This window comes from Pseudomonas sp. MF6776, from assembly GCF_016613125.1.
In the GTDB taxonomy this organism is placed as follows: Bacteria; Pseudomonadota; Gammaproteobacteria; order Pseudomonadales; family Pseudomonadaceae; genus Aquipseudomonas; species Aquipseudomonas iridis.
In genome coordinates this window covers 295,945-322,380 of record NZ_JAENSQ010000002.1, presented here as the reverse complement: position 1 = coordinate 322,380, position 26,436 = coordinate 295,945, and the positions used below count along the sequence as shown (strand labels likewise).

The window sequence follows — 26,436 nt, the reverse complement described above, 5'->3', positions numbered from 1 at the left end:
CCACCAGGACGTAAACGGTCCAGGTGGCTTGGGCGACGAGTAATGGTTCAGATGATCAGAAAGCGGCGACTGCCTGTATTGATCTTGGAGTAGCGGGCCTGCAGGTAGGGTTTGTCCTTGAGCATGCGTTCGACATCCAGCCCGGTGCTGTCCTTGGATTTCTTCCAGCTGATATAGCCTTCGGAAAATTCGACGCGAGTTGCTGCGCCCATGGCCTGCTGCAGGACTTGCTTGAGCTGCGCCTCACGCGTCTCCTGTTGGGCAATGCTCTGGCGAACAGCCTTGAGTTCCCGGTAGGTGGTGGCCAGCTCCGGGTGCTGGCTGAAGTCCAGAGTCTGACCGTTGTCCTCGGGGTAGAGGCAGCGTAGTGCGGCTTCCGCTGACTCCGTACCATCGGCCGGTGGCGGGGTATCACTGACCACGTAATCCCAGAACAGCCGCTCCAGGTCGATCAGCCGAGCAATCATCGACTCGTCGCGTTCGATGCGGTGGATCTCCAAGTGTTGGCCACCCAGCAGTACCGCCACATCCGCCGCCTGCTTGCCGGTCACCGCCAACTGGTGCATGACCTGTAACTGCACATACTCAGGCACGCCTTCTTTCCAGAGGCGAGCGCCGTTAATGCCGGCTGTTTTGCATTCAAGGATTTGTACATCGTCTGCACCGAACACCTCTCGGTCGATGTTGGCCAGCATCCAGGGCAGTTTAGGATCCGGATGCTGCAGCACTGCATTGATACGTCGTACTCGGTTACCGCTACGCTTGCTGTAATGCCAGGCGACGATGGGCTCCAGCACATTGCCCCAATAGGCTGGACTCTCTTCATCCTGCGGATCGAGCTTGGGCAGTGATTCGTCACGGCCAGTTTTTTCCATCCACAGCTCCAACTGGGATTTGTAAGGGTTAAGACCTACAGCAGCGGCGGCATCCGAGCTGCCAATGCCTTGTTTACGCACAGCCAGCCAGTCTTCTCGGGGAAGTTGTTTGGTCCCCACCAGGCGCAAGGCGGGGCGGGGTTTACTGCAGGATTGTTGCAGCGATTGCGTTTCCATGATGTTTTCCTATCCGGCATAAAAAACGCCCGGCCAGCAGAAGCTACCCGGGCGTTTTAATAGTTGATTAGGTGAGTGGGGCTAGGCGGCGAGTTGCAGCGCTGCGTTCAGTGCGCGCTCTTTGAGGACCGCGCCATTACCGAACCACGCAGAATCAAGGCGATTCTCAGTACTGCGTGCACGGTGCTCGTGATCGACATACTCCGTCACGGCGTTGAGTAAGCCCCACGCAGTTCCTTGAGCAGATTCAAGCGTCGCTCCACGACCTTGGCCTTCGTACAGCCCTTGGACTTTGCGCAGTGCTCGCTCATTCGGAAGTACTTCTGGCAGTTTGCTATTGGGAGCTACGTCACACAGCACATTCATGAAGAAGCCCATCGCCTCATGCCACTGCACCTTGCGCTCCGCCAGTGCGCGCATGCGGTACATAAATTCATCCCAATGCGAGACGGCGATGCCCAGTTGTTTCTTCACGGCCTGCGGATCAAAGCGGGTGTTGTGCGGCACCTTGATTGCGCGGGTAGCGCCGTTCAAGGAGATGGTCAGGGTGTTGTTGCAAACTACACGCACGGTGGTCGGGGTCGCGGTGGTGGCCAGCGTACCGTCACAGGAGGTGGCTAACAGTAGATAGCCATTGACCTGATCATTTCCCTTCAGCGCGGTTGTCTGTCCCGTTCTGGCCAGAGCCCAGAACTTGCGGCCACCTTTGAGTATCCCAGCTGTTTCCAACTCATAGCCGGAGACCTCAGTCAGATCCCGGTAGAACTCCAGCACCTCACGAGGCTGCACAATCTGGTAGCGGTTGGAAACCACCGACAAGGGGGCCTTGGTGTCGGAGCGATACAGCACTTTCTGTTCCGGAAAGGTGTGAATCGTGCCTAGGTTGCCGACAGTGTCGGCCTTGAAATGCACTGGGCTGTCCTGGATCTGCCAGTTCATACCGGCTTCTCGCTGCCAGACCTCAAGTGGTTGTTTTTGCGTCAGACGGTTACCCAAACCATGCCAAGGGGTAGCGCCTACGTATGCCATTTGTTCGACAAGATGAGCCATGGGAGTGATTCCTTTGGACGTGCCAGCATAAGTGCTGCGCGAGCGCAGCACTGGCCGGAGAATTTTGTAAGGGGATTAGGCTGTTAGGTTGAAGCGATGATTGCAGGCGAGGCAAAGGTTGTGGGCAAGCACATGGCGATCGAGCGAATCACCCAATTGGGCGCCTAGCACACAGCCGCCGACACCGCCGGCCAGGCCGCCTAGGATGGCACCTGACACTGAGCCGAGGGTGATGCCGACCGGCCCGGCGATAGCGCCGATAAGCGCACCAGCCTGACCACCTGCTAAAGCTGCGCTGACGCCACGGGCTGCACCGCCTACGGTGCCGATGGCAGCCCCGATTTTCATGGCGTGATGGAAAGAGGCAACTTTGGGGGAATGGCAGCGAGGGCACTGTAATGACATGGGACGAACCTTCTAGGTGTTGATGTCATTACGGTTATGTAGGACTGAAATATTTTTACTCGAAAGTCTTTGTTGCTAGCAGCTCGCCCACGCGTGCGACGGACTGCAGTCGAGCCGACGCGGGAACTCACCAGCGATCTGGATAGACATCCTTTACCAGGCCCATTTTGCGAACCGACATTAGACGGCTGTTTGCGATGCCCGGCTACTCTAGGTGTTGCTCATTTCTCCCAAGCAGTCTTGTCCATGTTGAAGCCACTTCGTCCTAGAGATGTTCCCGCGGGAAGGTATAGTGCCAAGGTCAAACAGGGGATCACCTTGTAGCTGGCTCGACCATCGTGTTTACTGTGCCATTATTAGCGCCATCATGGCGCTAGCGCTGCTTTGATCAACATAAAGAGCCCAGGGAATCATGGCCGAGACGATAAACATCGCAAAGATGGCAGAGAAGCTGTCGAAGGGGATTTTCAACGAGTTTCTCTGGGGTCGCATGGAGCATACCAACATCAATTGGCCGTGCGAGAACCAGGAGGCACATGAGGTCAAGACCCATCCCTCTGATGTCGTCTTTTGGTACAACGAGCCCTATTCGCAGTCCCGCACCTATGTGAATTGCGACCTCAAGAGCTACGCGAAGGGCACCATCAAAACGAAGGCTATCCGGGAGGCGATCGAGAGTCTGGCCAAGAGTCTGCGATGCGCCGAGATCAGCCAGGAGTTTAGCGACACTTACATCCATCCGGATGTGTCGGCGAATATCCAGGGTCTGCTTTTCGTCTACAACCACGATAATGAATATGACAAGGACTTCGCCAAGATCCTTGAAAAGGTGAAGTGCGACGACTTGGACATCCCGAAGGGCTCTAAGATCGTTGTGATGGGGCCTGAGGATATCTACTGGCTGAACAACGTTCACCACGAAATCATCCACCTGCGCGGAGGTGCAGGTCTCGTGCCGGAACGGGATTACTGCAAGTTCTACTACCCCCATCTGGTTCGCAGGAAGAATGTCCAATTGGAGCACGCCAAAGCTGCGACGCTGGATATGCTGACCGCGCCTTGGATCATCTTGTCCTATGTGAACCCCAAGAATGGGAGCAAGCCGGGCTTCGTGATCTTCATGCGTAAGCGGGGATTCACGACCGATGAATTTCTATACCTCATCGAGTACCTGATGCACTACCAGGTAATAAAGGCCGAAACGGAGGTCACGATCCGCATGGTCGACCCGCATCAGAATGCATCGGCCAATTTCGCCAAAGCCAAAGACCAGTACATCGCAGACTATCAGGGCGGAGGCGACCTTAGGCAGATCCTAGACTCCATTGACTTCGGCAAACTTGAACACGTACGCACCACCTTCTGTGGACTGGAGCTGTCTCGGCAATGAGCAAAAACGCGCTTCAGTACTGTGCTACGGATAAGGAAATCTACGACGCCTTGATGTCGGCTAAGCAGAAAATCAACGAAAAGGTTCTGCTTGAACTCGCGAAGGATAGGGGGATCTTCTACTCTGCCAAGGACAGCCGGGATGACTTGGTCAGTGCCATCTCGCTCCTCCCACACGATTATCATGATCTGAACACTCTGCTGGAACAGCGGGAGCACTCTGGTCGACAGGAAAAACTCACTTCGGTAACGCTGCCAACCGCGCTGACCGTGGAAGGAATCCGGGAGGTCCTCCGGGAATACATTGAGGAATCTCCTGAGGACGAGAAGGTCACTCAGCAGATCAAGGACGGCAACCAAGTGGTCGCCAACATTAAGTACTCCGACGTCGATTATGGCAAGACGCGACTCGTCCAGCGCACACCCAAGGAAGCCTCGATCGAGTTCCACGTCTCGGCGGACAAGACGGTTATTCGGATGCCTGCCAACGACCGTGTGAAGGCTATCTACTCGAAGCTCAAGGACAAGTTGGATACGAAGGCTAAGGCTGAGATTCCCACCATCCGCATCGAACTCGGCGAGTTTCAGTCATCAGCCTTGCGCACAGAGTTCTTTACGTCCCTGATCAGAGATCTCACTGGTTTCTCGCTGAAGAACGTCACTAGCGTGAAGGTTGAGCGCTTGTCCCAGGAGCCTGAGGAAGACGAGCTCGACCTGGACGATGACCAGGAAGCCGAGGTGGCCAAAGAGGAGGCGTTGGCTCTGGTCAAGAACGTCGCACTGAAAGGTGAGACACTTCTGGCGTCTGAGGAGTACCAGAGTCTGACCCGGAAGGGCTTCTTCATCACGTCGATCATCTGGCGCTCGGTGCTCAACAAGGCACCACAACCTATGGTGGAGTTTGAGGCCGCTTTTGAGGATCCGGTACAAGGGAAAGGTTTCAAGTACTTCGTCCGAGGCGCCTATCGGATCGTTGAGCTTCAGTACACCAAGACGATCCGACCGGTCAGCGCCGAAGACAAAGAAACCTATCTGGGCATCATCGAAGAAACCGCTGCGAAGGTTATCAGGGAGCTGAGAGCGCAAGCTCAAGCGGGCGTTGAGCCGCAAGGAGAACCGACATGAATAGGGTGAGATGGCTGAATGCCCAATGGCCCTCGTCGATTCGAGCTGTTGGGAAGAGGCTCATCGAGATGCCATTTACAGATGAAAGAATGGATGGCTTCGCTATAGAGCGAATCCGGGATGATTTCATCGAGGGACGTTACATCGAAAAGTACAATTACCAGGAGGTGATCTCGACTCCTTTTGGTAGTGACGAGGTGTTTGATCGGATTGGGTACCGGACGACAGAGTTCACTCTTTTTGATTCGCCGCCCCACATCGAACTAAGAAGCTACCAGCGCAGTATCAAGGAATTGATCAGTCGCCTGCTTGAAGCTTGCAGTTTCAACCTAGTAGTAACGCCTCCTACGGTTAACCTGATTGAGTGGGTCTCGGCTCTGCAGGTTGCCGTGGATCAGGACATCACTGTCGACTCGCTCCAGGTCTCGGGCGTCGAAATAGACGAAGGGGTAACGGGAAAAATATTGCTCAAAGGGGTAAAGGATGTGCGCGAAGCCACTGATATCCTACTAGCCGGCCGCAAACATGTGCTGGAGAAAGTCCAAGTGAAATTCGCCGGCCTTAATAAGACCGTCGCCATTCAGCTGTCCAATAACGGCACTGCGAAGCTCCCCGCTGTGCTACCGAACGATCTTCTTCGTCATTTACGCGTTTCCTTTCCTCGCGGCGACAGCTGAAACAATTCCTTTAGGTGCTTCTATCGCTTGTATCGACTGCTTGACATATACACTGAGAGTGCGGGGGCGAGCCCGATGCACAGTCCAGGCAGCCGGCGGTCATGGTCGAGTGATTGCTTATCACTGGTTGAAGCCACTCGTTAGCGTATATAGACGACTTTTCGATCTTTGTTCTGACAGAGTGCTGACACTGACAGACTCCCAGTGGCAGCTTCCTGAGTGTGCTTGCTCCACCAGTCCATCATAGGGCGTCTGCGTTCGATGTAGTTCGCTCGGTTGTAGGCGCTGTGTACGTCGTCTTTATCGACATGAGCAAGCGCAACCTCGATCAATTCAGGATCACAGCCGTGCTCGATGAGGATGGTGCTCGCCATTGAGCGCATGCCATGACTTACCAGGCGCCCTTCGAAACTCATACGCTTCAGCGCCATGTTGGCGGTTTGGCTGTGTGAGCAGCCAGCGGAATCACTTCGTTTGTGATCGCGGGATTGGAAAGTGCACTACCTAAGCAATAACCGGATAACAAGCATCACCCCATAGCGTTTCTGGGTTATCCAGCATCAGCAAAATAATTACCGGCACCAGCTTGCCTAGAAGGTTCGAGCAGTCGCGCAGTTGATCCCGGTTCACACTGCTGTTCCAGGTTGCGCCCCCATGCATTACCTGATTACGCAATGTATAAATTCGATTGAACAGAACGCCGAGCACTGCTGGGGTATTGCGGTTGGCCAGCGCTTGCTGCGCTGCTCGCCGACCACTGGAAAAGCGGTCGGTCCACTGTTGCTCGCTGATCTTGCCGTTCTGGTGATCCCAGAAGCTCTGGAACACGAAGGGGTTGTCCAACAACGCGCGGATGCTGCCAGAGAACTCGGACCAGACCAGATTCTCGATCAGGTTGACAGTGTCGAGCGCACAGAGTTTGTCCAGGAACGCCTTGAACGTGGATTGTTCGGAAATGCGGTACTGTTCGTCAATATCGGTGGCGTAGGCCGAATTGAAGGCGATCCACAGGAAGATAAAACGCCCATCGACATCGTCAGCTTGCTCGGCACGATTGAGCCAACTCAGCGCCCGATGAACACGCAAGGTGAGGGTTGGGGTGATGACTTTCACGTTCCTGTCGATGACGGGTCTTGAGTGCTTGATGGTCCATGGGGTGCCGATCCTTGAGGTCATGGGCAGTACGTGAACAGAATAGGAGCGTCTGAAAACTTTACATATATTTTGACTAAACCCAGACGTTGGTAGAGAAGTGTCTATCCAGGGCCTGAGAACCTGCTCCATTTGTTTACCTGTACGGACAAACAACATGGACGGGGGCTGTGGTTTTGCTTAGGGTATGGCCATTCGATATTACCTGCAAGGTGGTCTGCATGAAGCGCGAACAGTTCCTGGCGCAACCTGAAGTTGAGTCCTTCATCGCATGGCTTGCAACGAACTTGCCGACGTTGACTTTCAAGCTGCGCTTCAAGTCGAGCAAATTTGTGCCTGGCGGTTTAACGGCTGATGTCCAGGGCATCGAGCAGGTTCTTGAGCAATATCGCTGGAAGGCAAGCTGGCAAGATACCAACCAAAGCTCGGTGGATTCACAAACCTGGGCTGAAACTCAACGCTCTCTCGGGCAACTTCGCGAGTGGGTGACGAGTGCGGTCAACCTGGGGGATGAACAGCAAGCGCTTCAGGCATGTTTGCAGATTCTTCGTTGGGGTGGTGTCCGGGGAGCCATTCCGTTTTTGCATCGGCTGGCCGCACAGGGCGAGCTGTCGAGCTATCTGCAAAAGATGGCCGGGCTCATGTCGCTCGATGGTGACAATGATCTGAATGAGCTCGACGCAAGCAGCGTCGAGCGTTTCGATGCTGGCCTGACCAAGATTCACGCCTTGCTCGATCCGTCGGGGTCACCCATCTATGACAGTCGCGTCGGCGCAGCGATAGGCATGCTGTATTCGCTGTTTCGCCAGCAATGGACGGGGAGCGGCAAACCTCTGCTGGCTTTCCCGTCTGGAGGCGCTCGTGGCAGCCAGATCCGCAACCCGGGAGCGTTCTTGAACGGACTGGCGGCGCCGCAATTTGCGGCGATCGATTATGCCGCATGGGCACGTTGGCAGGTGCGGTTGGGGTGGATTATCCGAGCCCTGCTCGAGCGTACCGGCTGGTTTGCCGAACAAGGGGCTCTGCCCGCGCGATGCCACGCCTTCGAGGCCAGCCTGTTTATGCTCGGCTATGACCTGCGGTGCTTTGGTGTAACTCTGGCGACTGATCCGAAGGCAGCAGTGCCAGAGATCGACGCGCAGAAAAGTGAACGTGACGCCACCGGCTGGGTGCCTACCGGGCACCCCTTCAGTCAGGTCCTCAAGGATTATCTGGCCTTCCGCCGCAGCGGTTCGCTCGACGATAAAGCGTCCTTCGTTGCCTGGCTGTTGACGAACCCGCGTAACGAGAACCCGCTCACGCGTGCTACGGCGCAGGGCTACTGTTTCGCGTTCTCCATTGAGGAGTTCGACCTGTTCGGCCGGCCGCTCGCAGAGCTTGAGCGAATCGTCGCGGGTGGCAAGGATGGACTGTGTGCGGCACTGGCAAGCGAGACATTAGAGCAGTTCACCGTGGGTGATGAGCGGGTAAGTGTCTGTTTGGTGGATGTATTGATCACGGGCAATGCGTATCGGCGGGCGACGACCGACAAGGAGCGAACCGATTACATCTTGAGCGCCGGATATGCCGGTACAGAGAACTCTGCAAGGACGCTGATGGCGTTGGGGCGTAACGTGGGCAAGCACTTCGGCCTGCTCGATGCACAACATTTGCCGACGACCTTGTTCGAGCAGTTTTTCCGCGGATGCTCGCTCGACGTCTGACTCCCACACGACATTGAATTAGCGTGAAGCGTTCCTGGGCGCTTCACCGGACTGGAAACGACCATGCAAACCCGAAACGGAATTCAGTTGTACTCCGCCTCAGACATCTGCGGTTTTCTTGAGTGCCAGCACCTCACGGCGCTGGATCTTCAGAACCTTGTCATCCCTATGGAGAAAGCGGCGGCAAGCGAACAGAACCGTTTGATCCAGGACAAAGGTCTGGCCCATGAAGCGGCCTTTTTCGAACGGCTCAAAAACCAATACGCCAACGTTGTCGACATTGCCGAGGGCAATCCGAGTTTCGCGCGCCGGGTGGAACTGACCATCCAGGCCATGAAGGCCGGCGCCGATATCATCTTCCAGGCGTCGCTTCAGGAAGGCGCCTTTATTGGTCATGCCGACTTCCTGCGCAAAGTGCCGCGGGTGTCGGCGCTGGGCGACCACAGCTATGAGGTGATCGACACCAAGCTGGCGAAAACGGCCAAGGCCAAGTTCCTTGTACAGGTTGCGCTTTATTCACGAATGCTGATCTCGATCCAGGGCGTACAGCCACAGTTCATGTACGTCGTACTCGGTGATGCTGCGTGTACCGAGCAGGCATTTCGGGTCGCCGACTACGCCGATTATCTGGAGCATGTGCTACAGCGTTTCGAAGCGTTCGTGAACGGTGCCGAGCGACCCGTTACCTACCCGGAGCCATGCGGGCATTGTGGGTTCTGCGCCTGGCGTGATCGCTGCGACGAACAACGACTGCAGGACGATCACCTCTCGGCGGTAGCTGGTATCAGTCGTTCGCAAATCCAGAAGTTACAGAGTGCTGGCGTGACCACATTGCACCAGCTGGCGGACAGTACTGACGACCTGCGCATTCCAAAACTGCAGACAGAGTCATTGAGCAAGTTGCGGCATCAGGCGCGTTTGCAGTTCCAGGGGCGTTCCAGTGATGTCCCGCTATTCGAGCTGCTTCCCGTGTCGGGTGAGCGACGTGGTTTTTATCGGATGCCCAAGGCGGTCGAGGGCGACCTGTTCTTCGATATGGAGGGCAATCCGCTGGAAGAGGGTGGCCTGGAATACCTCTTCGGTCTTTACATCGACGAGGGTGGGCAGCGAATCTTCAAACCCTTCTGGGCGCATACCCGAGAAGAAGAAAAGGTCGCCTTCGAGCAGTTCATCGACTGGGTCACCAGCCATTTTAAGCGTTACCCCGACGCGCATATTTACCACTACGCCAGTTACGAAGAGACAGCTATCAAGCGCCTGATGAGCCAGCACGGGACGCGTGAAGCACAAGTGGACTGGTTGCTGCGCAACGGCAAACTGATCGATCTGTACAAGGTTGTGCGCGAAGCGATCCGGGTGTCCGAGCCCAGCTACTCGATCAAGAATATCGAGCACTTTTACATGGATCAGCGCGACGGCGACGTCACCAATGCCGGCGCGAGCATCGTGTTTTATGAGCGGTGGAAAGAGACCGGCGAATCGGCGTTGCTTGAGCAGATCGAGCGTTACAACGAAGACGACGTGCTATCGACCTATCTTCTGCGTAACTGGCTGTTGGAAATTAAGCCGTCGGATGCAGGCGCTTTTCTCGGGTCTGAAGCCGAAAGCGAGAAATCCATGGCGGAGCAAAAGGAGATCGAAATTCGTCTGGAAGATTATCGCGATCGTTTGCTGGGTGGTATGCGCACCGACGAAGAGGCCATGAGTGACGAGGACCAGGTCACGTTGCTCACCTTCCAGTTACTCGACTTCCACCGCCGTGCAGAGAAGCCGACGTGGTGGCAGCTGTTCAGTCGGCAGGACATGACAACCGAGGAGCTGCTGGAGGATATCGAGAGCCTGGCCGGTTTGCGACGCACGCAAACACCGCCCGAACCGATCAGGAATTCCTTTTTGTATGAGTACAGTTTCGACCCTCAAGAAAGCAAATTACGCAGCGGTTCTCAGGGCGTCATCACCGAGTCCCTGAAGACTGTGCAGCTGTTCCACCTGGACAATGACAAGTGCTTGGCGACATTCAAGGCTACCGAGAGAAATGCCCCGCCCGAATACTTCGATATGATTCCCGGCAGGCCGATCCCGTCTACGCCGCTGCGCAAGGCGATGTTCCGTTACGCCGACAGCGCCTTGGCCGGCGAACAGCGCTTCCAGGCAGTTGCGGACTTCCTTCATCGACGCGCTCCGCGGGTGAAAGACGTCGAGCCTGGATCTCCACTGCTTGATGCACGTCTGCCGACTATCGATGCCATCAAGCAGGTGGTGCGCAACCTCGAGAACAGTGTGCTGTTTATTCAGGGGCCGCCGGGTGCCGGCAAGACCTACACCGGTTCACACGTCATCGTTGACTTGCTCAAAGCAGGCAAACGCATCGGCGTGACATCCAATTCGCACCATGCCATTAACAACCTGCTGGCGGCCGTTGAATCTCGTGCGCAAGAAGAGGACTTCACTTTCAAGGGTTTGAAAAAGTCCACAGAGGGAGATGGCACGGAGTTCACCGGCCGCTGCATTCGTTCCATCGAGGACAAAACCGAATTCCTTGATGCCTGGGGGGCGAACATTGCCTTGACGGCCGGTACCGCCTGGCTATTTGCCGATCCCACCTTCACCGAGCAATTGGACTATCTGTTCATCGACGAGGCTGGCCAGGTGAGTGTGGCGAACCTGGTCACGATGGGCATGGCTGCGCGCAACATCGTCCTGATGGGCGATCAGATGCAATTGTCGCAACCGGTGCAAGGCGTGCATCCGGGTCGCTCCGGCGATTCCATCCTCGACTATCTGCTGGATGGTACGCCTACCATCGCGCCTGATCGTGGGGTGTTCCTGGCGCAAACCTGGCGGATGCACCCCCACGTTTGCTCATTCATTTCGCAAGCCGTGTACGAAGGGCAACTTTCTTCGGCGCCAGGTACCGAGCGACGCGTATTGTTACTCGATGGTAAACGACCGGAAGTGCCGGACAGCGGACTGATGTTTTACCCTGTGGAGCACGATGGCAATAGCCAGAGTTCGGACGAAGAGGCGGCACAGGTCAAAGCGCTTTACGCATACTTCTTGCGCCAGCGTTATGTGGATGACAAGGGTGTAGAGCACGCGATCTGCCTCGAGAACATCCTGGTAGTCGCTCCCTATAACCTGCAAGTGCAGTTGTTGAAACAGGTGCTGCCAGCGGGCGCTCGTGTCGGCACGGTGGACAAGTTTCAGGGGCAGGAAGCGGAGATTGTCATCGTATCGATGGCGACCTCGAATGAAGACTTTTTACCCAGAGATATTGGCTTCCTGTACTCAAAAAACCGTTTGAACGTGGCCGTCAGCCGGGCGAAATCGTTGGCCTGTATCGTCGCCAGCCCTGATCTGACGGCCATACGCTGCCTGACTCCGCACGACATGAGCCTGGTCAACGGTTTGTGCATGGCTGTCAGGTACGGGACGGCTGCCAATGCTCTCGCCCGGTGTGTGTAGCGCCATCAAGGGTTTTGTCATCTATCCGTAACAGGGAAGACAGTAATGCCATACACGCCCGCTTTGCTTCCTCTGCTGCAGAAGGCTTTGGCCTCGACGAGCTTTTGCGTTGACGACATGGAGGGGCTCGGCTTGGGGGACTGGCACGCTTCAGTGCTTCTCGACAATACGCAGTATCTGTCGTCGTTTGATCCGCTGGCGTTCAATGACCAGAATCTTGTGGGGGACACCCCACTGGACATCGCCTATCGGCTGAACCGAATCGCCCTGATCGAGAAGCTGGAGGCACTCGGTGCCGTGGGGGACAAGCAACTGCGGGACTGGAAAGGCCTCGGCAGCTTCATGCCGCACGATAAATACATGCATCTTCCCGCCAGGCAGGGAAAAATAAATACTCTTGAAACGCGTTTCCGGCTAGGCGGGAGTCTCAACCATCGTGATGTGGGCGGAAATACGCCTATCCATTGGCTCGCAATAAACGGCCACTTCAAGGCCGTCAAGTACTTCACTGACAACTACAATATGTTCGAACTTGATATGAACGCGAAGAACAATGAGGGCAATACCGCTCGAAATCTGGCCATCCTCTATGGCCATCACGACATCGCTGAGCAACTGCTGATTCGGGAGATCAACAACTGCATCAGCGCTGCGCGTATCTGGCACGAGATGTCGGCCGGGTGGACATGGATGTTGCCGAATCGAAACGCCTGACAGACAGCGATCGACTCGGGGCAACACGCCTTCGCCCAAAGGATTGACGATCAATCATGCATGAGCCAGGGGCGCAGCTCCTTGAGGTTGGTTGCCACGATTTGCTGTGCCTCGGGGTTAGTGGCCTGGTTTCTCGGATCGATCTGATAGCGTTGCAATACATACTTCACCAGCGCCCTGCGACTGGGCACCACTAGCTGGCCATCAATCATGCCGAAGTCGGTTTCGATGATTGACTTCTGCGCCGCGTTCAATCGCCCATCGGCTGCAAAGATGACCGGTATCTCGGTGTTCCAGTCTTCATCCAGCTCACGAGTGTTCGGCGATTCGTCGAGCAAATCTGGCTGGCCCCGTAGACGGCTGAGCACAAAGTCGCGGTACTGGCCGTTCTTCTCGCAGTAAGCCCGCACATGCCAGCGCATACCGGTGTAGACCAGCGTGTGAGGGGCGATGAGGCGAATCTCCACGTTCGGAGTATTGAGCGACACGTACTCGGTTTCCAGACGCAGGCCATCGCGACAGGCCTTGAGCAATGGGCGCAGGACCTCCGGCCGAATCGGACGATCCGGGACTTCCAGCACCTTGGTGTGGGCGTAGGCCAGAGCGAGCCCATCGATGTGCGGAGCGCGTTCGTTGTTCTGGTAAAGCAGATGCAAATAGGCGCTGGCGCTGTCGTCGATGAACAGCGGCGTGAACGTCTTGCTGGGCACGTAGCCTTTTATTTTTTTGTCATATGTAAGATTTTTAGGCGCATGTTCTGTGATGTAGGTGTTGATGTCCTTGGACGCCTGCTGACGGCTGATGCCAAAGCTCTGCATCAAGTGTCCCGTGGTCAACCGGCCCTCCCACCAGGCAACGGTCTCAATCAAACGATAGCGAAGTGCCAGATCCCAGCGGACCTGTTCGATGGATTGCTTGCGTTTCATACCCTCTCCATGTGCGCGAATACTTTACCTGTATAAGTCTACATTCTAGACCTGTCGTTTAACACTACATATCGTGTGTCTGTCTTCGAAATGAATTGAAGTCACGAAAGGAAGTGGACATGAGTATGTCGGAAGCGGTTTCGACGGGTGTATTGCTGATGATGGGAGCAATCCTGCTGGTGTTACTGCATCAGTGTCTGAGATTGCGTGAGCTCTGGCAGATGGCTAGGGGCTGCCAAAAAAATGTGCGCTGGGCGCGGATCTGGGAAGTGGAAAACCGCGAACTGCGTTCGGCGTTGCGAGCTGAGAAAGAGCACGTCCAGCAGTTGCAAAGAAAGCTGGTGATTCTGCAGGAGTTGATCCCTGCAGAGGGATGAGGAACGGACATGAACAGACTTGAACGGATCAAGGGTTGCCTGCTCGGCGGAGCCGTCGGTGATGCGCTAGGCGCCCCAGTGGAGTTTCTCGAATGGTCATCTATTGAAGCTAAGTTCGGTCCACAAGGTATCGTTGATTTTGCCCCTGCTTTCGGTACCACCGGCGCCATCACCGACGACACTCAGATGATGCTTTTCACCGCAGAGGGCTTGCTGCGGGCTTATGTGTGCGGCAGCTCACGAGGGACTTGCCACGTCCCCAGCATTATTCACCATTCGTTGCTGCGCTGGCTGATAACCCAGGACTTCCCTACGGCGATGCCGATCGGCGTGGACGGCTGGCTGATCAAGCAGTCGGAGCTCTGGTCTCGGCGCGCCCCTGGCACTACTTGCCTAGGTGCACTCAAGGCCAGTCCGCGGCTGGGCGCAGTTGCCGAGAACAACAGCAAAGGCTGTGGCGCCTTGATGCGCGTTGCACCCTGCGCATTCTTTGCTAACGCCTTTGACTACGCTGCCCAGTCAGGGCGCCTGACTCACGGGCATCCTACGGGCTACCTGGCGGCCGGGTTGTTTGCCGATATTCTCCAGCGCATTGTCGATCGGCAAGACAGCTTGGAGCACGCGGTTACTCAGAGCTTGGCCAAATATGGACAAACGCCGGGTATGGAAGAAACACGGAGCCTCATTGAACGCGTACTTTTCTTCTTTTACGAGGGCTACCAGCCCACTCCGCAACGAATAGGCGAGCTCGGTGGCGGATGGGTCGCCGAAGAAACGCTGGCTATTGGCTTGTGGTGCGCCCTGGCAGCGCCTTCGTTCGAGGAAGGCGTGATCACGGCGGTGAATCACAGTGGCGATAGCGACAGTACCGGGCTCATCACCGGGCATTTGTTAGGTGTTCAGTATGGTGCTGCGGCGATTCCTGCTCGGTGGTTCGAGCAATTGGAGCTGCGTGAGGTGATTGTGCAAATTGCCGAGGATATTGAGCGCATTCCGCGTGAGTATTGTGGGTATGACGGAGAGTTTGATCAGCAGATCGAACTGGCGTATCCCGGTAGTTGAGAGGCAGATGGTAATGAATCGGGACAAGTACTTAGGAGAGCAGCAGTGCCAATAAAACCCAGGTCCTTTACGTGTATGTGACGAGTATGGTTGGAGTAATTTGATCGGCTTTTCGCATTTCTAGTCCCGGAGATTACCGACAAGCTTGCCAAGATCAGAGTGCGGTAAGCTCAAGTGGTAAAGGGGTCGCGCTTGATTGGGGGCAAATCAATACGCATTCCGAAGTCACCCAAAGCCGCTTCAGCGAACTTTTCCCAAGGGCATAGCTAGGTAGATTGGACTGCTGGCAGTTTGCCCTGCCTGCTGGCATGCTCTCGACCATCCGTCAGCAGATGCTGCCGTGCCAAGGAGCGCAAACGTGGGTTTGGAGAAGAAAGCTAAAGCAGCACAACTAAGCGTGCTGAGCAAATATGGTGTCCTGGCAGATTTTTCCGCGCTGGAAGACGCGGAACTTGATCGCGCGCTCAAGGGCGGCATACCAGCAGCAGCTGCACAAGATCTGACCTTTGCCACATGGTGTGATCAACTGCTTGGGCAGGGCACGCGCGTGCCGGTGGCTCGTTTCGATGGACCGATTGCAGGACAAACCAGGCTTACTAATCTCGCTGCCGGTCATGAACTAGTCAAAAGCCTCAAGGCACGTGACAGGCAGCTTCAAACTTCGCTCAAAGCTGCCCGATTAGAAATCGTGACGCTGCAGAGCGAGTTACAAGCGCTTCGGCAAACCAGGGCTCATGCCGTGTTGGTTGAGCCGGTATCCGATATCGCGCAGCAACTGCGCGATTGGTACAACCGCACTACACCTCCCCTGCATCGCATCCTCTGGGAAATCAAGGAGATCGAAGGGGCTATTTTCGAACACCAGGGACAGCTAAACAGGGACTACCGTAAGCAACTGGTCGAAATCATCCTGAACGCACTGGCAGATCTGGAGCATCTCGGCTTTTTCATCGAAGTGGAGTTATGGGACGCTTCGTCTCGAGAACCGATTGCTCCTTCGGTCGTGCTGCATCGCAGCCAACCATTTGATGGCGAAGAGTACGAGCGCGAGGGATTTGCGTTTGTTGTCGATGGCGTACAGCCAGATGTGCTTGAAGCCGCCAGCGAATTCCTCTGGCCTGGACGTGCGTTGCCATCGGTCAACAATCAAATACGATTCGATTGCCATGTCAGTGTCGCTCTCAATCAACGGCTTGTCATGAGTGAGGACGAGATGTTCCATCTCTCGTGCTTCATGCATAAATTGTTCGAGGCCATGGCCAGATCCGGCGATCACCGACCAAGGGGAACCTTGCGCGAAAAGGTAATCCTCTGCCTACTGCTGTCCTGTACAGCTCCATGCATGCCCGCTCGATTACAGCGGCAGGAATTACCTCGACTACAAGACACCTTCTACCGTGGACATAGTCCGCTCGCAGCGCAGGACCTGAATACTGATCCGAATGCCTCGGCCGGGAAAATCGTCGAATACTTGTTCCATATCCTGCATGCACAGATCTGGCGGTGATATGACACTGCCTGCCTGGTCGCTGGACAGGGTACGCCGAGATGGATAATTGTCGGAGACAATCATGAGCAAGTTCGAAGTGCCTTCCAAATCAGTGGAAGCCCGGCGGGATATCGAGTCCAAGACACGCGCGGAAATTGAGGCGTACCTTCTCAGCCGCGGCAAGACTCAAGTTCACAAGAGTGCCCGTAACCTTTCGCTGAACGTCTCTGACGACTACGGAAATCGCTTTCTTGTCGAACTCATCCAGAACGCTCATGACGCTCATCCGCATGGACACAATGATGGTGAGGTCGCCATTGTTTTCTCCCCGGACGAATTGCCTCATGGTTGCCTCTACGTTGCTAACCGGGGGAACGGTTTTCGCGCAGGAAACTTTGAGTCCATCACGCAAATCGCGCTGAGCAGTAAATCTGTAAACGAAAGCATCGGTAACAAGGGGCTCGGTTTTCGCAGTGTGCTGCAAATTTGCCAATGGCCGCAGGTCTATTCCGTCAGTGATAGTGCGGGCGGCAATAGTTTTGACGGTTACTGCTTTCGCTTCGCTGAGCAAAGCGATATCGAGACCATTCTGACGGAGACAGGTGAGGATCCTGTACTTGCGGGAGAAATCCTGCGGAACATGCCGTGCTGGTTCCTGCCTGTTGTTGCAGAGGATCGTCCGGGGTTGGTTCCGAGGTTTGCGTGCGAAGGATTCGCATCGGTTGTTCGTATGCCGCTGGACTCTGCGCAAGCAAGAGCATCCGTCCTCGAGCAGATTGAATGGTTGTGCAAGTTGCAGACACCGCTTCATCTCTTTCTCGAGCGCCTGGCGTGCATCACCATTGAGCGTGAGCCTGGGCAGGTGCATACGCTCAGTCGCACGGTGCGCCAGTCCTGGAAACGCGACCAGGTGGATATCCAGCGTGTTGCGGTCGGTGACAAGCAGGAGTTTCTCTTCCTGAGTGCAGATCTTGACGCCGTGGAGTTTCGCCAGCAACTCGACGACAGCGTCGGCAAGGGAGAGCTACCTGCTAAATGGCAGGACTGGCAAGGCTCGGCCCGTATTACTGTTGTGGTGCGCCTGGATGCCTCTGCCGAAAAAGGTTTGTTGTACTGTTTTCTCCCGCTTGGCGCAGAGGCCGTTGCTCCCTTCGCTGGTTACATCAATGCCAATTTTTATACGAACATGAATCGTCGTTCGATCAAGGAAAGCGTTGGTCTGAACCAGTATTTCATTCAGTCAGCAGCAAAACTTGTGCGTCCGGGAATTGAGTTCCTTATTGAGCGGGACTGGCCGACGTCACCTGGTGCAGTGATCGATTTGATGTGTTGGCGTGAACCCTATGCCGAAATTATCAGGCGGACATTCAGCGAAAGTGATTCATCGTTCCTGGAACAACCCATCCTTCCAGTGACAGCCGCCGGTAGTGTTCGTTGGGCGCCAGCGACCAGTACTCATCTATGGGACACAGCGCCTGGGGCCATGTTTTCCAGCGAAGCGATCGTCTCGGCCACATTGGCGGACATCTTTACGTCCAGCGTGACGGCTCTTCAGCGCGATGCATTTGTCGCGTTTTTCGACCTGATTGACAAGGACTTCGATCCTGCGCCCGAAACTATGGCGCAATGGGTGGAGGCAGTTGCTCTACGTCTTTACGAAAAAAAGGTATCGATAGAAACGTGGGCACTTTTCTATGACGAGGTTGCGACTAGTCTCAAGGAAAGTCCCTCTGCCTTGTTCGACAAGCGCTTCCTGTTGGGGCAGGACGGCGAGCTGATTGCAAGCTCCCGGATTAAATCGAAGAGGAAAACCAGAACCACCGACATCTACTTCCCTCCTGCCGCCCGGGTGGGTGCAGAGGATGAAAACGATGGCGAACACGCACCTTTAGCCAGCCTGCCAAAGAAGCTGCGTGAGTGGTTTGCCTTCGTCAGCCCGCAGATCCCTTGGTTGACCAAGGACGGGTACCGACCCGCTCATACCTTCCTGGTTAATGGAAAACTGGTTCGTGAGTACGACACCCGCAGTGTGATGAGAACACTGGCAGGCATTACCTCCAGTCAGGCGGCGCACAGCACGAAGATGGCGGCACTCGAAGCGGCATTGCGCTTCTGGTTGGTCTCGACTCCTGAGATTGGTGAACTCAGGTTTTTCCTTCCCGCCAGGCAAGGATGGGTTGCTGCCTCCGAGGCGATGTTTGGGAATGGTTGGACTTCCCCCAACGGTAAAGCGCTGGAAACATTGTTGCAGCGTTGCGGCGCGCTATCTGCTGAACTGGCAGCGGCATCAGGCCGGCTGCTACCGGATTTCAAGGAGTGGGAAGGTGGCGGAGACGTGGCGCAGTGGCACCACTTTCTTGGCGCTTTGGGTGTCCGCGATTGCTTGCAGCCGACAGGTTCATCGAGGCGGATACAACAGGAGGTGAGAGCCTGGCCGATGGTGCGTTTGATCACTTCGGCAGTCACTGATCTGGATGAGCAGAGCAGTGAAGTGTGGCGAAATGTGCTCAGTCAACTCGCTGAAAAAATTCCCCACCCCTACACGAATTATCACTGCGAACTACGCGCTTGGCGTTTGCCAGGCCAGACCGATTCGCTCCAGTTTCCGCCAGAATTGCGTCGCGACTTTGCTGTACAGGTTTTGCGTGCAGTTCAGAACCTTTCGAAGGAGTATTTTGGCTTCATCATGTCGGCCCGGGGCGCATCATGGGGCCACGTAGAATGGCCAACACCACTTCAGGCATTTCTGACGCAAGTGCCGTGGGTGCCTGTGGTGGACAATGCCAACCACACGGTATTCGTCACTCCGAAGGAGGCATGGCATTTTTCCAGCGACGATGATCATCAGAAACCCCGATTCATGCCGCTCGTTGCGCGCCCGATAGCAAAGCTGCTGAATGAGGGCTATACCCGGCGGATGCGTGCCGCCGGCTTGGGTATTTTGAATGATCCTGACGACGCTGAGCGTGCGCTCCAGGTCTATGCAGCGGCTGCAGAGCAGGGCATTGCCGAGTCGCGGGACGTGCGCCGGTTTAAAGAGCTGTTCAGCAAGGCGTGGAATGAGGTCGCGCGAAGGGGGTGCTACCCCGAGATTAAAGTGATTCCGGTTTCCTCCGGGGGGCAGATCACTGCTGTTCCAGTGACGCTGGACACTTCACTGGAGGCTTCAGCCCAACCCGTCTATTTCATCGATGAAGAAAACTCGGCAAAGACCCGGCTCCTGGAAGAACTCGGAGATCCCCTCTTCGAGTTCGACATAAAGGACCGCCAGGGCGCCTGGACGCATCTCCAGACTCAAGCACCTGGACGCTTCATACGGGTCAGCGAGCAGACGCTCGAAGTGCACATTGATGGCATTCCCATTGACCAGGTCCAGACATTGCCCTTGCTGCCGGACTTGTATGGCGCGTGGTTGGTTGAATTCATTCTTTGCGCCGCCGAGTCCAAGGGCGGCGGGCACTTCCAGCGAACACCGCAAAGCTTTGCCCAGCTGCGACAAAACACCAGTTCGTTGCGCTTCCTCGTCGGGCAACGCATTTCCGTTTCCATGGGTGGGCAGCCTCGCTCGCTCCCTGCTGGACTGCGGGGCGCATTGACTACGCGAATAGGTAACCAAGTCATTCTAGTTGCGCAGAGTGCTCGGGCCCCCGATTTCAGTTTGCTCGCAGAGATCCATGAACAGTTGGCTGCGGCGCTGAATCAACCCGGCCTCGCCGCTGGACTGGAGGCGGCTTTTCTTCGCCTGATGATGCGTTTCCCTGATGGGGAAGTAGTGCCGAGCAACGATGAAATCGCAGATATCCTGGGAATGGAGGTGTCTTCGGTCCATGCCGTTCGCCATTTGTCTCAGGCAGACCTTTCTGCGCAGATCCGTTTTGCCCATGTTCTGGCGGTCTTACACAACCGGGATGAAGTGGCGCAACAGCTGGTGGCGCTACCAGAGCGCGATGACGTAGGAGAGGAGGTGCTGCTGGAGTGCTGCAACGACCTGGCAGTCATCTTCGGTGTCGCACCGCGTGAGCTGTTGACTCGTTTGAGCCAGATAGCTGACTTTCGCGGGCTCCAGAGTGCATTCAATCTGGATTTCGCCATGCTCAATGGCACTCTGAGCAGACTGGGCAAGTACTACCCTCCGATCAACAACAAAGAACTGCATACGCGGCAGTTTCAAGCACACCTCAAACACCGCGAATTTCATTACGTCGAGCATTTACGGTCCAACTTTCTCGGTCACTTCGATAGTCAGGGCTCCCTGGCGCGTTATCTGCAGCTTCGCGCTGAGCTGGCGGCTCTGCCCCCTGACCCTCATTGGTTCGAATCGTACGATGACCTGCCAGACCTGGTGGTTGAAAAATATGTGCTGGGTTGGCTGCAGCAACAACAGTTAGTTACGGATTTACCGGTTCAAACGCTAGCGCTAAGCAGATGTCGCGAACAGAATATCCAGTTCCTGCAAAGTTTTGCGCTGCGCTATGGCAAGCTGGTATCGGCTTGGCTGAGCTCAACTCACGAGCAGGTTGCGCAGGCCTGTCGATCGCTTTGGCAAGATCCGGGCGCCGCTAAACTGAGGTTGCCAGTGCAGGCCCAGCAGTGCGGCTGGAATGACTTCCGCTTGCTCAATGATGATCTTGTCGTCCAATGGCTTACCCAGGACGGTGCTTGGCCGAGTGGGAAGCTGGCTAGTCAAAGCCCTGAAGACTGGGGAATATCTCTAACTGCCGTGCATGACGCACAAGAGGCAGCCAAACAAGCGAAAGAGCAACAGCGTCGCCTGAGAACCCAGATCACTTTTGCGGGCGACTCGTTTTCTGCGCTAACGGAAAATTACGCTGAATTAGCGAACGCGCTGCGTGCCAGATTGAGTGAGGCATCTCGTTTGTCTAGCGATTCGACGGAGTTTTGTTCGCTTGCCGATGTGTCACCGTCCCCTGTTAACACTACTTCAGGCGCTGGAGGTGGTGGAGTAGGGAGTCGGCCTGCACCCGATACGCAAATGTCGGAAGAGCAGCGCAAGGCTATTGGTTTTATTGGCGAGCTTTGGGCGTTCGAATGGATCAAGCAGCATCATCTACAAAAGCATGCGATGGAATTGGATGAGAACTGCTGGGTGTCGGGGTACCGCGACATCATGCTCGCTACCAAAAACGGAGACGACAGTCTGGGCTACGACTTCGTGGTAAGGGACAAACAGACTACTTATTACTACGAGGTCAAGGCTAGTTCTGGCAATCCCTGCCGATTCGAGCTTGGTCCAACTGAACTCGTCGCCGCGCAGCGATACAGTACTGATACCAAAAATAAATACAGGATTCTCTACATCTCTAACGCGACCGATCCGGATCGTGTACAACCGCTGTTGATCGACAATCCGTTCTCAAGTCGCGGCAGGAAAAAACTGCGCATTGTGGGTCGAGGTAGCGTGACATACGCTTTCGAGCCTAGTGATTGAGCGTGTAACAGCACAGTTTCGGCAGAGCCGGCATCAGTCAGGCTTTGCCGCGAATAATACCCTAATGCAGATTGTTGGTGCAGGTGTAGGGCTGTTTGCACGGTGTACCGCAGAAAGCATTAATGATGACGGGCTGATAGCAACGCAGGATTTTTCGCTACAACCGACCTCTTCTCTCGAAGCAAAGAGGTCGTCAAGGAGTATTTATCCGTGCGTAAACTCCGAGAGGTAATACGACTACCCTTTGACTCCCGTTCCCGCGAGTCAAATCTCGATGGCATCCGCGAACTCATCCCGCATGCATCGGCGCACCAGATAGACCGGTTTTTCTTCATCCTGAGTACGTGGTTTTTCCAGCTCAAGTTCTTTGCTTTTGAACTTCGCCTCGACCATTTTTTGGGGCGTAGGGAAATCGCCTTTTTCCAGTAGGTACTGTTGGTAAATGGGCATCAGCGGCTGCAGCAAACTGGAAAGCTCAATAAAATTACTGCCCTCCAGGGCGTCCAGTCGACTCTTGATATCGGCTTCAATCGCCTGGGTATAGCGCACCTTCAAATCCGCCTTCATCTCACGCAGATCGATGCCGTCGTAGATCAGTAGCTCTATAGTTGCCTTCAGGTCTTCTGCGTTATGTTCCTTGATGAGTCGCAGCGCTTCCAGGAAATTGCGACGCTCCAGCGCGATCGGAATTTTTTTGAGCAATTCCCGGTCTTTCACACCGTCTCTAAAGGCTTTGATGATCAGATAAGGGATGCTGATTGGCAGGGTCGCGATGCCCAGCGCGCAGATAAACAGCCACTTGGCCGCGGACCAGGCGCCTTTCAATATGACACCCGCCAAGCCGATCCCCAGCAGCAATAGAAACCCGTACACAATAATAATCATGGCAGCACTACTATCCGACAATAAAAAAGTAGAGAGCGTGCACAAGCACGCTCTGCTCAAGCATCAGGCATTCGGCTTATCGTATGTGTAGGCGATTTTTTTCTCAGCGCGGATACGCGCTTGATCCTCTTTCAGGAAGTAAAGGCTCAAGGGTTTTGGTGCATCGGCGTGAGCACTTTTAACCCATTGCTTATTGGCGTCAGTGAAATAGAGATCCACGCCAAACACAAATTTGTCCTCATCCTGCAACGCGACAAAAACTTCACCCGAGACAAAATCCAGCTGCCGGGCAGACTGTTCATGGAGAATATATGGGTCGAGGCCGGTGGTTTTCTGTGCCAGATAATCCTCCAGCGACACCTGGCCCTCCTGGATCAGTTTCTCGCCCTCTTTGAGCAGCTCCCTCAAACCAAGCTTGACGGCCTTCTTGAAGTCATCCAACAGCGCCCCACCCAACGACTTATCATCTTGATTCATGAGTTACAGCTCCAGCTTGAGTTCTTTAGCAATGTCTTCCGAGATGTCGACCGGGCCTCGGGTGCTTTCCAGCTTGCGACGAATATGCTCAGGCACATCCGACTCGGAGATCGTGCGCGTGGTGATGGTTTCTTCCCACTGCTGGTTTTCGTTTTTCGAGTAGAACTTGTTCAGCGCCTGCAGCCCTGCGGCAATGCCAGCAGCGATATTCTGAGTCTTCACGTAGGCTGTCAGGCCGACGATGGTCGCTTTGACCACCTGACGCACGTGCTTAACGGAGGCCTCCAGAAAGCTCTTTATCTTGTCCCAAAACGCCGTGACCACCACGGCACCGGCGAAAAGCGCCGCGCCCAACAAAATAAATGGAATCATTCCAGCACCATCCCCGTTTGCTTTTCGACGTAGTCCTTGGAGACCACTTTGGTTGTAGTTGTGTATTCGTTTTTTACGTTTGCCTGCTTGCTGGCAAGCGTGTTTCTTATTTCTCTCAGCACGTCCTCTTCGCTGAGGCAGGTGGACTGCTTGTAAGCGGCCTTGAAGGCGGCCATTAACGTCACATTTTCGATGTCAGCGGCACTCAGCCCGTGCGCCGCTTTTGCATAGGCTTCAAGGTCCAGGCCCGCCTGCAACGCTTGCGGGATATACCGTTTGAAAAGCGCAACGCGGTTATCGTGATCCGGTAGCTTGAAGTGGATGTGCTTGGCGATCCGGCGCATGAAGGCAGGGTCGTAGTTGGAAATGAAGTTCGTGGCAAAAATTAGAATGCCGCTGAAGTCATTCAGTATGTTCAACAGCACCGAGCGAGTCTGGTTGACACTGGTATCGGTGGCGCTGGTCATGTTGGTGACCCGCCGACTCAGAATGGCATCGGCCTCGTCGAAGAAAATGACACAGTCCGTTTCCTTAGCAAAATCGAAAACCTTTTTCAGGTTTTTCGGTGTATCGCCCACGTACTTCGATTCAATTTGCGAATAGTCGACTACCAGCAGGTCTTTTCCAAAGGCCTGGGCAACCGCATGTGCCGTGATCGTCTTGCCGGTACCCGGCTCACCATAAAAATTCAGGACGAATTTGTCTGACATTTTGTGCGTACTGGCGAAGCCGAGCACCTTATAAACAAACTCACTGTCTTTGCGTAGGGCAATGGCCGAGAGAATTTCGTCTTTTGTGTGGCTGTTGACCACCACGTCGTCGAGTTTGTATTTCGGAACAATGACTTCAAAGTCATGCGACCCTGTTGCGGGCGCTAGCTCCTTGCTCTGTGGTTCGACCTTGTTCTCACCCACTGGTTTTCCGATCGGCATATCTACTCCAGAATTACAAAATCAATCGGGTGCCCCTATTCAGCTACGGCTGAGTAGCACCAGTAATCAAAGCTTGAATCCGCGCTCATTTCCCCAATGAACGCGCGCGAAAAACACCACCGCCACCGCCGGTACCAGCGCCGAATAGCCAGGCTTCAAGGCTGTCTTCAAATTGGTCACCCAACGCCCCACTGCGCTCTTGCTCAGCAAATCCGGCAATGCTGAAACCACGTTCCATGAAGTGATCTCGGGAAACTTGAACTCACCAGGGGTAACAACCAACCCTTGCGAAGTCTCGACCTCGAGTGGCGATGCCGGGGTCTTGAGGTAGGAAGCCAAGGTCAATCGTTCTGCCAGTGCGTCCACGTGCCTGAAATAAGTATCAGCCGACATGGCCTTTACTGCGGCAATGGGCGAGCGGCTGAATGCATGGCCATCCGGAAACGCGTTATCGAACACTTGGCGAATCAGCAGTGCTTCGAGTTCCACGACTGCGGCACAGGTTTGTCGATCGTTGCCCAGATCGAAATGGCTTACCAACATGTCCAATACTTCGGCGTATGCAATGCCTCGGCCGCGCGTGAAGTTGGCCAGGCAGTGGCCTCCCAAGAGCTGGAGTTCCTGGGTGAAGGAATACAGTGGCTGTTTGTCGTCGAAGGAAATCCAGCTGCTGGTCTTGAGATGCTTAATCCCTTGCTCCAGCACCTCGTTCGGTGCGCTCTGGAGCAGGCCATAAAGCAGGGTGTCATTGCGAACCGGGTCTTGCTGTGTCACCGCCCCCAGTTGCTGGCCTTCAAAGCCTGCAAACCGCGTACGCAGCAATACATCATGCAGCTTTGGCCAATAATCCCTATGACCAAACTCGGCCATTGCAACGTTTTCAAAGTGCGGCACTTCATGCCGCCCCAGACAGGTCTCATCGACGTTCATCAACAACACGGCATCTGATTTTGAATAGGCATTGATCAAACGCCCTGCGGTGCAGCCTTTCAAGGCCTGAGCTTCTCCTGCCGACACTTCCACCGCTGCGGCCATCAACAGCACGTCGCCGATGATCAGTTCACAGGACTCGGGATGACTGGCCAGCTTGCGAAGTGCACTGACCACGACCCGTCCGCCCAAGGAATGGCCGGCCAGGTTGACGTGGGTGACATAGGGGTAGTGCTCCAGTAGGTGAGCTTCTAGCTCCTCAAGCAGAGCCTCGCCGATACGATTTGCGCGTTTGCGAATCAGGGCGAAATGCACCGCTCGGTCAGCGGCAAATGCAGCAACGCCGGCGGCGGGATGCAATCGCGAAGCACCAAGAATGACATTGCGTGAAATAGTGCCGACCAAGGAGTAGTGACTGGACTGCCAGAATGCCAGAAGGTTGATGTCACCACTCAGGCCCTGCGGTATCTGGTTGCCCAAGAGGGTGCGATCACCAAGATTATGGCCGGCGGAGTAACCATGGATGAAAACATTGGCTGTAGTGCTGGCACAAAAGGACTGGGTCGTGAAACTGAAGTGCTTTGTTTCCAACGATGAGACTCCATTCAGTAACGCAATCCGGGATCATGAACATCCGTATATCGGCCATTGGGTCCTAAACTTTAAGGCGATTCGCCAGCATGATGATGCATCGACATCAAGGGCCAGATATATCGCGCTGCGGCCTCGAAAGAGGAGGCTTTCTGTGAATTCCTCGACGGGAACCGCCGCAGCTTCCGGCAGTTTCGCTTCGCTGAAATCAAAC

The 26,436-nt window shown here is 55.1% G+C and carries 19 protein-coding genes and 2 pseudogenes; 10 read left to right on the top strand and 11 right to left on the bottom strand.

Features of this window, described 5'->3' with window-relative positions:
- Positions 1 to 47: 47 nt before the first annotated feature.
- The 3 genes from JJD74_RS03505 to JJD74_RS03495 form a co-directional block, all read right to left on the bottom strand.
- Positions 48 to 1,052: a YqaJ viral recombinase family nuclease gene (locus tag JJD74_RS03505; protein WP_200611353.1), complete on the bottom strand. Its 1,005-nt coding sequence runs from the start codon at positions 1,050 to 1,052 to the stop codon at positions 48 to 50.
- A gap of 81 nt (positions 1,053 to 1,133) precedes the next feature.
- Complete coding sequence (locus JJD74_RS03500) at positions 1,134 to 2,102, bottom strand: DUF932 domain-containing protein (protein WP_200611350.1); 969 nt, start codon at positions 2,100 to 2,102, stop codon at positions 1,134 to 1,136.
- Positions 2,103 to 2,177: 75 nt separating this feature from the next.
- Positions 2,178 to 2,507, bottom strand: coding sequence for a hypothetical protein (locus JJD74_RS03495; protein WP_200611348.1), 330 nt, complete (start codon positions 2,505 to 2,507; stop codon positions 2,178 to 2,180).
- 412 nt (positions 2,508 to 2,919) lie between these two features.
- Here JJD74_RS03495 and JJD74_RS03490 point away from each other — a divergent pair, with 412 nt between their 5' ends.
- Genes JJD74_RS03490 through JJD74_RS03480 form a run of 3 tightly spaced genes read left to right on the top strand, consistent with a single transcriptional unit; the run spans position 2,920 to position 5,698 of the window.
- Entirely contained in the window at positions 2,920 to 3,897 is a 978-nt protein-coding gene (locus JJD74_RS03490; protein ID WP_200611346.1) for a hypothetical protein, read from the top strand.
- Complete coding sequence (locus JJD74_RS03485; RefSeq protein ID WP_200611342.1) at positions 3,894 to 5,021, top strand: hypothetical protein; 1,128 nt, start codon at positions 3,894 to 3,896, stop codon at positions 5,019 to 5,021. Before JJD74_RS03490 ends, JJD74_RS03485 begins: the two co-directional genes overlap by 4 nt.
- The gene (locus JJD74_RS03480) at positions 5,018 to 5,698 is read left to right on the top strand and encodes a hypothetical protein (RefSeq protein ID WP_200611338.1); all 681 of its coding nucleotides are present in this window, start codon (positions 5,018 to 5,020) and stop codon (positions 5,696 to 5,698) included. The genes JJD74_RS03485 and JJD74_RS03480 overlap by 4 nt, the downstream gene beginning before the upstream one ends.
- A gap of 140 nt (positions 5,699 to 5,838) precedes the next feature.
- Here JJD74_RS03480 and JJD74_RS30720 read toward each other — a convergent pair.
- Both JJD74_RS30720 and JJD74_RS03475 read right to left on the bottom strand, forming a co-directional pair.
- Positions 5,839 to 6,147 (bottom strand): annotated as a pseudogene (locus tag JJD74_RS30720) (tyrosine-type recombinase/integrase); the annotation flags it as partial.
- Positions 6,148 to 6,202: 55 nt separating this feature from the next.
- A pseudogene (locus tag JJD74_RS03475) lies at positions 6,203 to 6,851 on the bottom strand (hypothetical protein).
- A gap of 220 nt (positions 6,852 to 7,071) precedes the next feature.
- On the opposite strand from JJD74_RS03475, the gene JJD74_RS03470 reads away from it, so the two are divergent.
- From JJD74_RS03470 to JJD74_RS03460, 3 genes are all read left to right on the top strand, one after another.
- The gene (locus JJD74_RS03470) at positions 7,072 to 8,553 is read left to right on the top strand and encodes a hypothetical protein (protein WP_200611336.1); all 1,482 of its coding nucleotides are present in this window, start codon (positions 7,072 to 7,074) and stop codon (positions 8,551 to 8,553) included.
- A 63-nt stretch (positions 8,554 to 8,616) separates the two neighbouring features.
- Positions 8,617 to 12,018: a TM0106 family RecB-like putative nuclease gene (locus JJD74_RS03465; protein WP_200611331.1), complete on the top strand. Its 3,402-nt coding sequence runs from the start codon at positions 8,617 to 8,619 to the stop codon at positions 12,016 to 12,018.
- A 45-nt stretch (positions 12,019 to 12,063) separates the two neighbouring features.
- Positions 12,064 to 12,732, top strand: a complete 669-nt coding sequence (locus tag JJD74_RS03460; RefSeq protein WP_200611329.1) for an ankyrin repeat domain-containing protein — start codon at positions 12,064 to 12,066, stop codon at positions 12,730 to 12,732.
- A gap of 50 nt (positions 12,733 to 12,782) precedes the next feature.
- Here the strand turns inward: JJD74_RS03460 and JJD74_RS03455 are convergent, their stop codons facing one another.
- Entirely contained in the window at positions 12,783 to 13,658 is an 876-nt protein-coding gene (locus JJD74_RS03455) for a WYL domain-containing protein (RefSeq protein WP_200611316.1), read from the bottom strand.
- A 119-nt stretch (positions 13,659 to 13,777) separates the two neighbouring features.
- Here JJD74_RS03455 and JJD74_RS03450 point away from each other — a divergent pair, with 119 nt between their 5' ends.
- The 4 genes from JJD74_RS03450 to JJD74_RS03435 all read left to right on the top strand — a co-directional run bounded on the left by JJD74_RS03450 (position 13,778) and on the right by JJD74_RS03435 (position 22,035).
- Complete coding sequence (locus JJD74_RS03450) at positions 13,778 to 14,035, top strand: hypothetical protein (RefSeq protein WP_200611304.1); 258 nt, start codon at positions 13,778 to 13,780, stop codon at positions 14,033 to 14,035.
- A 9-nt stretch (positions 14,036 to 14,044) separates the two neighbouring features.
- Positions 14,045 to 15,097, top strand: a complete 1,053-nt coding sequence (locus JJD74_RS03445; protein ID WP_200611302.1) for an ADP-ribosylglycohydrolase family protein — start codon at positions 14,045 to 14,047, stop codon at positions 15,095 to 15,097.
- A gap of 358 nt (positions 15,098 to 15,455) precedes the next feature.
- Positions 15,456 to 16,604, top strand: coding sequence for a hypothetical protein (locus JJD74_RS03440; protein ID WP_200611300.1), 1,149 nt, complete (start codon positions 15,456 to 15,458; stop codon positions 16,602 to 16,604).
- Between the two features lie 64 nt (positions 16,605 to 16,668).
- Positions 16,669 to 22,035, top strand: coding sequence for a sacsin N-terminal ATP-binding-like domain-containing protein (locus tag JJD74_RS03435; protein ID WP_200611298.1), 5,367 nt, complete (start codon positions 16,669 to 16,671; stop codon positions 22,033 to 22,035).
- A gap of 264 nt (positions 22,036 to 22,299) precedes the next feature.
- Here the strand turns inward: JJD74_RS03435 and JJD74_RS03430 are convergent, their stop codons facing one another.
- From JJD74_RS03430 to JJD74_RS03410, 5 genes are all read right to left on the bottom strand, one after another.
- On the bottom strand, positions 22,300 to 22,920 hold the full coding sequence (locus JJD74_RS03430) for a hypothetical protein (RefSeq protein WP_200611286.1): 621 nt from the start codon (positions 22,918 to 22,920) through the stop codon (positions 22,300 to 22,302).
- 63 nt (positions 22,921 to 22,983) lie between these two features.
- Positions 22,984 to 23,397 (bottom strand): hypothetical protein, encoded by a 414-nt coding sequence (locus tag JJD74_RS03425; RefSeq protein WP_200611283.1) that lies wholly within the window; start codon positions 23,395 to 23,397, stop codon positions 22,984 to 22,986.
- A 3-nt stretch (positions 23,398 to 23,400) separates the two neighbouring features.
- Entirely contained in the window at positions 23,401 to 23,769 is a 369-nt protein-coding gene (locus JJD74_RS03420) for a hypothetical protein (protein WP_017847391.1), read from the bottom strand.
- The gene (locus JJD74_RS03415) at positions 23,766 to 24,701 is read right to left on the bottom strand and encodes an ATP-binding protein (RefSeq protein ID WP_017847392.1); all 936 of its coding nucleotides are present in this window, start codon (positions 24,699 to 24,701) and stop codon (positions 23,766 to 23,768) included. Before JJD74_RS03415 ends, JJD74_RS03420 begins: the two co-directional genes overlap by 4 nt.
- Before the next feature lie 66 nt (positions 24,702 to 24,767).
- A complete protein-coding gene (locus tag JJD74_RS03410; RefSeq protein ID WP_200611280.1) occupies positions 24,768 to 26,222 on the bottom strand; it encodes a DUF726 domain-containing protein in 1,455 nt (484 codons plus the stop codon).
- Positions 26,223 to 26,436 lie beyond the last annotated feature (214 nt).